An 11,858-nucleotide genomic window follows, 5' to 3' on the forward strand; every position below is an offset into this window, starting at 1 on the left:
CGATTCCCGGAAACCTAGGGCTTTCGGCATGCCCAGATATTGAGGTGGGGGACACAGCGACCGTGGCGGCACTCGATGACCACGACCAGACCCCGAGCTCCCCGGAGAGTCCCAGAAGCGATCCACGCGACGCCCGGCTCTCCGAGGGGGCAGGGCCACGCGGCGAGACGCCGCCAGGGGGCTCAGGGACGCCTGGCGGGCCGTCCTGGGAGGCGCCCGGAGGCGGAGGCCCCTGGCAGCCTCCACCGCCCGGCGGTCACGGTCCTGGGCAGCCGCCGCCCGGACAGCCGCCGGGTGGCGGGGGGTGGCCGCCCAGTGGCGGCGCCTGGCCTCCTCCGGGTGGCGGCGGCCCCTGGCAGGCCCCGCCACCGGGGGGTCCGTGGCAGCACCAGCCGTCAGGCGGCGGGCTCGGAACCGCGGCGCTCGTCCTCGGCATCGTCAGCCTCGTGTTGCTGCTCGTCTGCGGCGTCGGAACGCTCACCGCGATCGCCGGCATCATCGTCGGCATCATCGCGATCACCAAGCGGTCCAACAAGCGCAGGGCGATCGTCGGGCTCTGCCTGAGCGCGCTCACCCTGCTGCTGGGCCTGATCGCCGGGGTCCTGATCTACAACTGGTACCACAGCAAGAACCTCGGCGAGTGCTTCGACCCCTCGCTCTACCCGAGTCAGGAGGCGGCCCAGCGGTGCGTCGAGGAGAAGCTGGGCGGCACCCAGCCGGAGAACGCCGTCTGATCGCCGAAGGATCACATCAGCGGGAGATGCTCCGAGAGATCGGCGCGTGATCCGCTGGCCGAGACCCTCCCCGCCGCGACGGCGTCGGGCCACGAGAGCCCGCCGGTCGCGAGCTCCAGCCAGGTGGCGGGATCGGTCTCGATGACGTTCGGAGGGGTTCCGCGCGTGTGCCGGGGCCCTTCCACGCACTGCACGGCCGCATAGGGCGGCACCCGGACCTCCACCGTCCGTCCGGGTGCCCGGGCGACGAGCCGTTCCAGCAGATTCCGTACGGCGAAGCGGGCGGCCTCCTTGAGCGGCGTCAGTCCCGCCTCGTAGGCCCCGAGGACGACCCGCACGCACGTGTCGGCGACGGCGTCGTCGGGACCTTCGAACCGCGGCCGCCCGAGATCGACGAGCTGGGCGTCGAGTGCCGCTCTTGCCTGTGCGGGGTCCAGTCTGCGTGGCATCCGCCCATTGTCGTGCAAACGGTCAGGCGACCACTTCGGGGACCGCGGGCTCGGCTTCGGCCCCGGCCGCCGGGGTTCCCGCCGTACGGCTGTGCCGCAGCGCGTACAGGCTGACGGGGACGCCCACGAGGACGATGGCGGCCGCGATCACCAGGGTGAACTGGTAGGCGTCCAGGAACCGGTGGAGGGGGGCTCCCGTGGCGACGTTCTCCCGCGCGCTGAGGATGGCGCCGAGGATCGTGATCCCGAGCAGGCCGAACACCTCCCGTGAGACGTTGAGCACACCGGACGCGACGCCCGCCCTGGCGGTGGGCATCGTGTTGAGCACCACGTTGGTCAGCGGGACGAGCAGCCCGGCGCCGGCTCCGTAGAGGAGGAACCAGGGGAGCAGGTTGAGGTATCCGTCGCCCTCTCCCACGCTGGACAGGCCGCCGATCGCGACGGCCATCAGCCCGAGTCCCGCGGCGACCGTGCGGGCGGTGCCGAAGCGGTCCGCGATCCGGGGCGAGAGGGTCGCGATGACCGCCATCAGCAGGGCCATCGGCACGAAGCCCGCGCCGGCCTGGATGGGGGTGAAGCCCAGCGCGCTCTGGAGGTAGAGCGCGGTGAAGAAGTAGATGCCGAACACGCCGAACGACCACAACCCCATGGAGAGCAGGCCCCCGCTGAAGATCCGCTCCCGGAAGAGAGTGAGGTCGATCATGGGCCGGGCCGTACGGGACTCGATGGTCAGGAAGGCGACGGCCGCGACCGCGGCCACCGCGAAGGACCCCAGGATGGGCGCCGACGACCAGCCGCGCGACTCCCCCTCGATCAGCGCGTAGGTCAGGGCGAAAAGGGTCAGCGCGGACGCGACCAGGCCCGGCAGGTCGAGGCCGGAACGTGCCGCGGAACCGCGCCGCACCCGGATGGACCGCAGTCCGATGACCGCGGTGACGACGCCGATGGGCGCGTTGATGAGGAAGATCCACCCCCAGTGGGCGTTCTCGCTCAGGAAGCCGCCGGTGAGCGGGCCCACGGCCAGCGCCAGCGCGCCGACGGCGCTCCAGATGCCGACGGCCATGCCACGCTCGCGCGGGTCGGGGAAGATCGCCGGCAGGAGGGCCAGCGAGGTCGGGGCGAGCAGCGCGGCCCCCACACCCTGTACGGCTCTCGCCGCGATCAGCGTCTCCTGGCCGCCGGCGAGACCGGCCGCGACGGAGGCGAGCGTGAAGATCGTGAGCCCGGCGAAGAACATCGTCCGTAGGCCCAGCACGTCGGCCAGTCGTCCGCCCACGAGCAGCAGTCCCGCGAACACCAGGATGTAGGCGCTCACGATCCATTCCAGCCCCGACATGGTCAGCCCGAGGTCGCGCTGGATGGTCGGCAGCGCCACGTTGACCACGTTGTTGTCCAGATAGGTCATGAATGTCGCGAGCGCCACCGCGACCAGCGCCCACCATCGTCCGGTCATTGGGATCCCCTCTCGGCACAACACTTATACGCGGTACCTGTACGTCGTACATGTACGGTGAATAGGAGACCTTGTACGGCGTATAGTTGTCAAGCGCCGCGAGGAAGAGGACTGGACGGCCTATGGCACCGGAGAAACTGACCCGACTGACCGTGATCGAGAAGGCACTCGAGCTCGCCGACGACGAGGGGCTCGAGACCGTCACGATCAGACGTCTCGCGCAGGAGCTGGGCGTCACGCCGATGGCGCTCTACTGGCATTTCAAGAACAAGGAGCTACTGCTCCACGCGGTGGCCGATCACGTGCTCGCCGAGGTGACGCCGGATTTCGATCCCGCGTCCCCGTGGAACGTCCGGCTCCGGGCGATGGTCGAGGCGCTCGTCCGCGTCCTGCGGAGGCATCCCTCGATGGTCGGGGTGTTCCCGATGATCCACAAGGAGCAGGTGAGCAGCTTCACCCTCGCCACGGAGACCGCCCTCACGCTTCTCAGCCAGGCGGGATTCACGCTGGAGGAGGGCTTCCTGATCTCGTCCCACCTGCTCCACGGAGTCCTCGCGCTGGTGGGCGACGATCCCGGCTGCCCGCGGACCCTGAACGCGGGCGAGGCCGTGGAATGGCGCCGGCAGAAGCGGCTCGCTCTCGAGTCGCTGCCCCAGGACCGGTTCCCCAGCATGGTGGCGTTCGGAAAGACCTTCGAGGCCGAGCGGGACGTCGAGCACTACTACGCCTTCGGGGTCGACCTCCTGCTCTCCGGCATCGAGGCGACGGCGGCGCAGAGGACGCCGAGTACGGCCACTCCGAGCAGCACCAGATAGGTCCGCCGGAACCCCGTCATGAGCTGCTGGAGGGCGACGGGGGACACCCTGGACAGGGTCCCGGCGTACACCTGGCGGCGCAACTCCGGCGCGACCGAGGCGGTGAGCACGCTCAGCGTCGTGGCCACGCTGAGCACGACGCCGACGTTCATGAACATGAGCCGGAACCCGTTCACGACTCCGAGGCTTCCTGGAGGCAGCGCGCTCATCACCTGGGTGGTGTTGCCCGTGAGGAAGGTCCCGCTGCCGCACCCGGCGACGAAGAGCCCGATCCCGATCACCCAGTACGGCGTGGCCGTACCGGCGGACAGGGCCAGGACGAGGAGGCCGGCGGCGGAGGCCGCGGCCCCGCCGATGGCGAGGACGGCGGGGCTCGTCCTGCGGCCGAGCGCGCCGGCGATGGGGGAGGCCAGCGTCATCCCGATCGGGACGGGCAGCACGCCGAGCCCGGCGGTCAGCGCGTCCACGCCGCGGGCCGCCTGGAAGTACAGGCCGGCCAGCAGGATCAGGGACGCCCGCGCCAGCGCGTTGCAGAGCGAGGCGAGGTTGGCGAAGGCGAGCATCCGGCCGCCGAGGAGCGTCAGGTCGAGCACGGGATGGCTCGCCCGCCGCTCCACCAGCACGAGCACGGGAACGAGCGCGGCCGCGAGGAGGCCGGGCAGCAGGTCGCCCTGGCTGATCGCGATCAGCGCCGCGGAGAGGGCGGCGAACACGATCAGGTTCCCGAGCACGTCCACCGGCTCCCGGCGGCTGCGGGGGACCTTCCTGAGCATCAGGGCGCCCCACACGAGCGCGGCCAGCCCCGGCGGCACGTTGACCCAGAAGATCCAGCGCCAGCCCAGCGTGTCGGCGATCAGGCCGCCCAGTGTCGGTCCCATGAGCTGGGCCACCGACAACGTCCCTATGTAGACGCCCATCCCCTGGCTCAGCCGATCGGCCGGGAAGGCGTCGGTGATGATGACGGTGCCGTTGGCGAGGATCATCGCCGCGCCCAGGCCCTGGACGGCACGCATGGCGATGAGCACTCCCACGTCGGGGGCGAGCCCGGCGAGCAGGGACGCCGCCGTGTACAGGGCGAACCCGAGGAGGTAGACCTCCCGCCTGCCCAGCAGGTCGGCCACCCTGCCGAACAGGACCAGCGTGGTCGTGCTCGCCAGCAGATTCGCCAGCAGGATCCAGCTCGACGCGAGCGGCCCCGCGTCGAAGTTCCGCACGACCTCGGGAAGCGCGACGTTGAGCGTGCTGGCGCTCATGCCGATGAGCACGAGGCCGAGCCCGGTGACCGAGGTGACCCGCCAGGCGTAACGCAGGGCACGGGCGTATTCGGGGGAACCCGGCTGCGGGGGGACGACGGCCATGCCGTCGATTGTGCCCTGCTGATCACCGGCCGCCCGGTCGCTTGACAGGCGTGGACGTGAGCTGCCACCCTCCGGCCGCATGTCCACCCCTACCTCGAGGCGCAAGCAGAAGGAGCCGGCGGCCCCGAAGGTGCCCGTCTCCCTCACCGTCGCCGGGCTCCCCGAGCACGATCTCGAGAACGACGGGGCCTACCGCGCGATGCACTTCAAGAGCATCGACCTGTCGTCGCGGCGTGCGCGCACGGCAGAGTTCGAGGGCTGCCGCTTCGTCGACACGGCCTTCGCGGGCACCGAGATGCACCGGGCCGAGCTCACCGACGTCGAGCTGGACCGCTGCGACCTGTCGAACATGAGGGTCCGCAGCTCGTCCGCCCACCGGGCGGTGGTGTCGGCCAGCCGGCTGACGGGCGCGGCCTGGTCGGAGTGCGCCTTCCACGACGTGGTCTTCGACACCTGCAGGGCCGACCTGGCGGGATTCAGGTTCTCGTCCTTCCGCACCGTCGTCTTCCGCGACTGCACGCTCCTGGAGGCCAACTTCCAGGACGCGGACCTGCGCGGGGCCCGGTTCGAGCGGTGCGACCTGACCGGCGCGCAGTTCTCCAACGCCAAGATGGCGGGCACGAGGTTCGCGGACTGCACGCTGGCGGGCATCGCCGGGGTCACCAGCCTCAGGGGGGCGATCATCAGGAGCTCGGACGCGTGGGGGCTCGTCCACAGCCTGGCCGGAGCCATGGGCATCACGATCGAGGACGCCTCATGACCGGTCGCTAACGGGCGTGCCTCCGGAGCTCTTCGAGGTCGTGGACGACCACCCGGAGGCGGCCCGTCTCGATCAGGCCGCGGTCCCTGAGCGTGCGCAGCGCCTTGCTGACCGCCTCGCGGGACGCGCCGGTCCAGCCGGCCAGCTCGTCCTGCGAAAGCGGCAGGGCCACCCGGACTCCGCCGTCGACCGGCTCGCCGTACCGCTCGGCGAGCTCGACGAGCCTGGTCGCGACGCGTCCCGTGGTGTCGTAGGCGCCGTACTCGACCCGCTTGCGGTCGGCGTCCCGCAACCGCGCCACGATGAGCCGCATGAGCAGCACCGCCACGCGGCCGTGCCGATTCAGGAAACCGGGGAAGTCGCCGACCACGATCCCCTCGACGGGCTCCAGGGCCGTAACCGTGCCTGACCGCGGATGGCCGTCGAGCGCCGACATGTCGCCCAGAAGCGCTCCCGGGCCGCGTATGGCCAGGACGACCTCGGTTCCGCTCTCGGTGTGGGAGGACACCTTGACCCGGCCTGAGGTGAGCACGAGGACCCAGTCGGCCGTCTCGCCCTCGTTCATCACGGTCGCCCCGCGCTCCCAGCCGCGGGTACGCCCCGCCGCCCGCAGGTCGTCGATCTCCTCAGCGGTCAGCAGGTCGAGGAACTCTCCCGGCTCCGGACTGATCACTCGTTCCTCCATTCGAGCGCGACCAGGCGGTAGGCCCGGACGGTCCGCACCTTCCCCTTCAGCGACAGGTCGCCGAGCGGCACGACATGAGCCGGTCCGATCAGGTCGCGGGTGGGCTGCCCGATCACCACGGTCCCCGGCTCGGCCAGCGCCTGGAGCCTGGCCGCCACGTTGACCGCGTCGCCCATCGCGTTGAAGCCGCGGAACTCCGGGCTGCCGATGTTGCCGACGAGGGCCGGGCCCGTGTTCACGCCGACGCGGAACGTCGGCCACTCCACCGCGGGGATGCGCCCCGCCGCCTGTTCGGCCGCCACCTGCCGTGACACCTCGGCGGCCGCGTCCTGCATCTCCAGCGCGGCCCGTACGGCCTTCGCCGCGTGGTCCTCCTGACGCGCGGGGGCGTTGAACAGGGCGAGCAACGCGTCGCCGACGAACTGCACGATCGTGCCGCCGTTGCCGAGCACGCACGGCACGGCCGCCGAGTGGTAGCGGTTGAGCATCTCGACGATCTCGCCGGGGGCGACCCGCTCGGAGAAGGCGGTGAACCCGCGCAGGTCGGCGAACAACGCCGTCACCTCGACGAGGCTGCCGCCGAGCGCGGCCTGGCCGGGGTCGGCCAGCAGGGACTCCGCCACGTCGGGCGACATGTACTGCCGGAACAGGGTGTTCAGTTCGCGGTAGAGCCGTGCGTTCTCCAGGGAGATGGACACCTGACCGGCCAGGGCGGCCGCCAGCGCCTCGTCCTGGGCCGTCGTCCCCGCCGGGACGGACAGGGCTCCGGCGAGCCTGCCCTTGACGGTCACCGGATGGACGGCCCGCCCGTCCGCTCTGACCACCCGGCCCTCCGCGAGGGCCCGGGCGGTGTGCGGCGGTTCTGGCGGGCCGGCGCCGTACAGGGTGAGGCGGCCGTCCCGCATGAGACTCAGTCGGACGTCCCCGTAGGCCTGCCGTACCCGGTCGAGGATGGCGGCGAGCAGATCGGGCTCCGGAAGCCCGACACGGGTCTGGCGGCCCACGTCGACCAGCGCGCCGAGCCGTTCCGACAGGTCGCGCTCGGCGGCCAGCGCGGCTCCGGCCCGGTCGAGCACCGCCGCCTGGCCCTCGGTCAGCCGGAAGCGTCCCGCCAGCCGGGTGACGACGGGGACGCCCGACTCGGTCCTGCGGCGCAGGTGCCCGACGAGTTCCTCCAGCGCCTCCTCGTACTGCGCCTGCACACGGCGTGCGGTCGCCGACAGCGCCACGGCGTCGAACAGGCCGCCGGCCGCGCCCTCGCGGCGGAACTGGAGGTAGGCGCTGTAGGCGACGAAGAGGAAGGCGAACGTCAGCAGCAGGTGCCACTCCCACCACGACAGGTGCCACAGGCGGTGGGACATCCCGGCGACCATCGCCTCCGCCAGCAGGGCGTACGCCGTGATGAGGCTGATCAGGACCGCCGCGGGCCGCCGGCGGTGCAGCCGGAACATCATGACCGCCGACGCCGTGTAGAGCCCGACGCCGATGAGCGCGTACGGCCCCAGCCCCGCGCCATGGGGCGGCAGCGGCCCGCTCAGCGGCGTGAGACCGGGCACCAGGCACGCGAGCCCGAAGGCCGTCAACGCGGCCATGAGGCCCGCCCACAGCACGGCCTGGTAGCGGAGGACGGTTCGCGCGGCGCCCGCTCCCAGGGGCAGGGCGGACACGAAGGCGAAGGCGGAGGCGATCGTCAGGCCGACGGGCTGGGCCAGTTCGAAGCCGAGGGTGAGGCCGATGAAGATCCCCGGCGTGGTCAGCCCGTGAAGGAGGAAGAAGCCCGCGCTGCTGAGGAAGACCAGGGACACCAGCAACAACCGCGCGTCGCCGCGCCGTGCGGACGCGCGGGCGATGAGGCCGCCCAGAACCACGTTGACGCCGGCCACGACGAGGATGAGCGCGAAATGGCTGGGATTGTCATGCCATTCGATGTCGAGGGCGGGCTGGGCCAGGAGCAGCCACAGGCCGAGGAGTGGAAGGACCAGGTGGATGGCCCACACGACCGCCCTGATCGGCTGCGTCGCCGGGGGAAGGTAGGGCTCGCGCGTCACCGCCGTTCGCCGTGCCGTCCCGCGAGTCGTCGAGTCGGTGGCCGTGTCGGTGGGCGTGTCGTCGGGCCGCAACGGTGTCCTCCACGGTCGCTCACCTGCTGCCTGATTATCCCGATGTGCCGACCTTATGGGAACGCCTACGTCCGTGGGCGGTAGCGACCGGACAGCCGGGCCAGCTTCAGGCTGAGGTGCAGGCTCAGCCGCTCCCCGCCGTCCGCCAGGTCGGTCTCCGCGAGAGTCTCGACCCGCTGCAGCCGGTAGTAGAGGGAGGTGCGGTGCAGTTGCAGCCGGCGCGAGGTCTCCAGTGCGCTGCCCGCCAGGTCCAGATAGATCTCCAGCGTCTCGAGCAGGGGCAGGTGCTGGTCGTCGCCGAGCAGTCGTTCGAGGCCGGGATGCAGGTCGTCATGGGGGACGCGGGTGAGCATCCGGTAGACGCCGAGCCTGGCCCATTCCACCGAGCGCCCGAGTTCGGGCACCTTGGCCGCGACCTCTGCCGCGTGCAGGGCCTCCGCGTACGACTCGGCCGCCCCGGCGAGTGACGGACGCGACCGGCCGATGCCGATCAGGACCGGCGTGTCCATCGCGGAGTGGATCTCCTCGGAGAACGTCGCCGTGCCCGCGGTGAGCAGGACGGCGTGGTCGTAGCGCACGAGGTGCAGGGGCTGGTGACCGGCCAGCCGCCGCCGCAGGGCGAGCAGCCCGCGTTCGAGCCTCAGTCGCAGCGCCTCGTCGGCCTCCGCCGCCACGGGCTTGGCGACCGTCACCGTGACGGGCACGCCCTGCGGGAACGCTCCGGCCTCGATCAGCGCGCGGGCGGCGCCCGCCTCTCCGAGCAGGACTCCGGTGATGGCCTCGAGTTCCCGGTGCGAGGTCAGGCCGGACGCGAGGCTCTCGTGGAAGAGGGCGAGCGCGAGCGCGGGGGCGGTCGCGGCCGCCACGTCGACCTCGGCGTCGGTCATGGCGGGGCCGACGTCGATGAACCAGAGGAACCCGAGCATCCGGCCGTCGTGCCGTACGGGGACGCACACCCGGGGCAGCAGCCCGAGGTCGGCGGCGCCAGGGGTGCGCAGTGGCCGCACGGCGTCGTTGATGCCGGCCGCGCGGAGGAAGGCGCGGACCTCGGACGTGGTGTGGCGGCGCAGGATGGAGTCCCGGCGGATGTCGTCGAGTTGCCCGTCCTGCTCGGAGTAGGCGACCACGCGCTGGCGACTGTCCTCAAGCAGAAGAGGCCGCCTGAGGCGCGCCGCGAGATTCTCCACGATGCGCTGAAGATCCGCCACCCGGTCTCCTATCTGGACGTTCCTACGGTTGTCGGAGAACCGTCATTCGATCTTCTCTACAACTGAACGATGATTTCGGTCAAGGCCGTATATAGCGTCCGAATCGTGAAACCCCTCTCTAAGCTCGTCAAGATCCTCCTGGCGGCCGCCGTGGTCGCCCCGGCCGCCCTGGCGGCCGCTCCCGCCTCCGCAGCCCCCGCCGACGATCCCGTCTACCCCTGGCGGCTGAACCAATGGCCGCAGACGCAGCCCTGGCAGCGTGACGAACCGGACGCGGCGCAGAACCTGCGCGCGCTCACCACCCCCTCCACGCCCGCGGTCAAGCCCATCGACCCGCAGAACTGGAAGAACCCCGACCACATGACGTGGGCGGACTACAAGAAGGTCCCGGGAACCGACTGGGCCGACCCGAGCGTCAAGGGATCGACGCACACCTTCAAGGGCGCGCTGGTGCTGGTCGACTACACCAACCAGCCGTTCGTGGTGACCCAGCCTCAGGGCGCGACGGTCTTCGGCAACCCCAGCGCCGAGGCCCACGACATCCCGCGCGACCAGGTCGCCAAGTTCTACCAGGACTTCCTCAACACCCCCGGCAAGCTCAACAAGGGGCACACCCTCCACGAGTACTGGATGGAGGACTCCGGGGGCCGCTACGGCGTCGACCTCACGGGCTTCGGTCCCTACACCATGCCGGGCAAGTCCTACGAGTACGGCATGGAGTACCAGCGCACCGCCTGCCCGGCCGGTGACACCTGCAACAGGAACCTGCGCACGGACGGCAACGCCGCCTGGGTCAACAGCGTCGGTCAGGACGTGGCGAGCCAGTACGACTTCGTCTTCTACGTGACCGCCGGCCAGGACGAGTCGTCGACCTGGCAGGAGTTCGGCATGATGAAGTTCCCGAACAAGGAGGACGTCACCGACGAGTTCGGCCCGCCGGACCCCAACCTCCCCAACTGGGCCAGCACCCGGTACGTCGACTGGACCTCCTGGGCCGCGGGGTCCACGTTCTGGCCCAACGCCCGCTTCGGCGTCGACTCGGTCCAGGCCGAGAGCTCCGGCATGGGGACCTACGCCCACGAGTTCAGCCACATCATGGGCGTCGGCGACAACTACAACAACCCGTACTCCATCCCGGCGCGCCGGGACTACACCGGCATGTGGGAGATGCTCAGCCGCGGCAGCTTCAACGGGCCGGGCGGTCCGCACAGCCGCTGGCTGATCCCGCCGACCTCGGGCGCGTCCATGGGCGCCCAGCACATGCTCCGCAACAAGATCAAGCTGGGCATGGTGGACGAGCAGAACGTCCTGCGCCTGTCGCGTGACGCGCTCGCCCAGTCGGGTCTCGTCGTCGCCAAGGTGACCGCCCGGGAGGTCGAGCCCGGCAAGAACGGCCTGACCGGCGTCAACGTCGTGCTCGACGCGGGCGACAAGTCGACCGGCTCGTGCGTCGCGCAGACCGACCCGATGTGTGACGGCGGAAACTACAACAACTACACGGTCGAGGTCGTCGACCGGATGGGCACCGACTCCTTCACGTCCGACTCCGGCGTGCTCCTGTCCAAGACCAAGGACACCGACAGCGCCCCCTTCGAGTGGGTGATCGACGCCAACCCGCAGGACATCGGGATGACCGACTACGTCCTGCCGGACGGCACCGCGGTCCCCATCACCATCGGCGACTACCGTCAGCTGGCCGACGCCCTGTTCCACGCGGGCACCGACTCGGGCAGCGAGTACGAGTACGTCGACGAGGTCAACCGGCTGCACTTCTACATCACCGACGTCGTGCGCGACAAGAAGGGCATCCTGTCCTACACCGTCGCAATCCGCTCCCTCGACGGCTCGGGCCCGCAGAAGCGCGGCGTCAAGCTCCTGCCCAGCGTCGGAGTGCCCGAGCAGAAGGGCGTGTCGACCTGCAGCTTCCCGCTGTTCAACACCGGCAAGGCGGCTGCCGTCCAGGGCCAGCACCCCGAGGACGTCAAGGCCTACCTCGGCAGCGACGTCTACCGGCTGAAGGCCGAGGTCACGGGCAAGGGCTGGAGCGTCACCACGCCCAACGCGCTCGCGGCCGTGGAGTTCGGCGAGCACGAGTCCGTCGAGGTCGCGGCTCAGCGGGCCGCGGGTGCCAGCCACCTGGCGACCGTCAAGCTGACGGCGACGTCCGAGAGCGACCCGACCAAGAAGGCGACCGCGACCTGCCTCGCGGTGGGTCTGTAGTCACATGAGCGAAGGGCCCTCCCGGTCATCTCCGGGAGGGCCCTTCGTCGTGCGGC

Annotated in this window: 10 protein-coding genes; 4 read left to right on the top strand and 6 right to left on the bottom strand. The window is 70.9% G+C overall.

Annotated features, from left to right (window positions below; all coding sequences use genetic code 11):
- Positions 1–62 precede the first annotated feature (62 nt).
- The gene (locus tag Psi02_RS26670) at positions 63–734 is read left to right on the top strand and encodes a hypothetical protein (RefSeq protein ID WP_203978405.1); all 672 of its coding nucleotides are present in this window, start codon (positions 63–65) and stop codon (positions 732–734) included.
- A gap of 11 nt (positions 735–745) precedes the next feature.
- Here Psi02_RS26670 and Psi02_RS26675 read toward each other — a convergent pair whose 3' ends face one another.
- On the bottom strand, positions 746–1,183 hold the full coding sequence (locus Psi02_RS26675; protein ID WP_203978406.1) for a sterol carrier family protein: 438 nt from the start codon (positions 1,181–1,183) through the stop codon (positions 746–748).
- Between the two features lie 22 nt (positions 1,184–1,205).
- Positions 1,206–2,636: an MFS transporter gene (locus tag Psi02_RS26680; RefSeq protein WP_239095174.1), complete on the bottom strand. Its 1,431-nt coding sequence runs from the start codon at positions 2,634–2,636 to the stop codon at positions 1,206–1,208.
- A gap of 122 nt (positions 2,637–2,758) precedes the next feature.
- Between Psi02_RS26680 and Psi02_RS26685 the strand changes: the two genes are divergently transcribed.
- Positions 2,759–3,451, top strand: coding sequence for a TetR family transcriptional regulator (locus tag Psi02_RS26685; protein WP_203978407.1), 693 nt, complete (start codon positions 2,759–2,761; stop codon positions 3,449–3,451).
- Here the strand turns inward: Psi02_RS26685 and Psi02_RS26690 are convergent.
- Positions 3,358–4,809 (bottom strand): MFS transporter, encoded by a 1,452-nt coding sequence (locus Psi02_RS26690; protein ID WP_203978408.1) that lies wholly within the window; start codon positions 4,807–4,809, stop codon positions 3,358–3,360. The genes Psi02_RS26685 and Psi02_RS26690 overlap by 94 nt on opposite strands.
- 79 nt (positions 4,810–4,888) lie before the next feature.
- On the opposite strand from Psi02_RS26690, the gene Psi02_RS26695 reads away from it, so the two are divergent.
- Positions 4,889–5,569, top strand: a complete 681-nt coding sequence (locus Psi02_RS26695; protein ID WP_203978409.1) for a pentapeptide repeat-containing protein — start codon at positions 4,889–4,891, stop codon at positions 5,567–5,569.
- A 7-nt stretch (positions 5,570–5,576) separates the two neighbouring features.
- Here the strand turns inward: Psi02_RS26695 and Psi02_RS26700 are convergent, their stop codons facing one another.
- From Psi02_RS26700 to Psi02_RS26710, 3 genes are all read right to left on the bottom strand, one after another.
- On the bottom strand, positions 5,577–6,242 hold the full coding sequence (locus Psi02_RS26700; RefSeq protein ID WP_308442273.1) for a Crp/Fnr family transcriptional regulator: 666 nt from the start codon (positions 6,240–6,242) through the stop codon (positions 5,577–5,579).
- Positions 6,239–8,374 (bottom strand): adenylate/guanylate cyclase domain-containing protein, encoded by a 2,136-nt coding sequence (locus Psi02_RS26705; RefSeq protein WP_239095175.1) that lies wholly within the window; start codon positions 8,372–8,374, stop codon positions 6,239–6,241. Before Psi02_RS26705 ends, Psi02_RS26700 begins: the two co-directional genes overlap by 4 nt.
- Positions 8,375–8,439: 65 nt before the next feature.
- Positions 8,440–9,582 (bottom strand): PucR family transcriptional regulator, encoded by a 1,143-nt coding sequence (locus tag Psi02_RS26710; protein ID WP_203978411.1) that lies wholly within the window; start codon positions 9,580–9,582, stop codon positions 8,440–8,442.
- A 105-nt stretch (positions 9,583–9,687) separates the two neighbouring features.
- On the opposite strand from Psi02_RS26710, the gene Psi02_RS26715 reads away from it, so the two are divergent.
- Complete coding sequence (locus Psi02_RS26715; RefSeq protein ID WP_239095176.1) at positions 9,688–11,802, top strand: M6 family metalloprotease domain-containing protein; 2,115 nt, start codon at positions 9,688–9,690, stop codon at positions 11,800–11,802.
- The last annotated feature ends 56 nt before the right edge of the window (positions 11,803–11,858 follow it).

This window comes from Planotetraspora silvatica (genome assembly GCF_016863315.1).
GTDB classification, from domain to species: domain Bacteria; phylum Actinomycetota; class Actinomycetes; order Streptosporangiales; family Streptosporangiaceae; genus Planotetraspora; species Planotetraspora silvatica.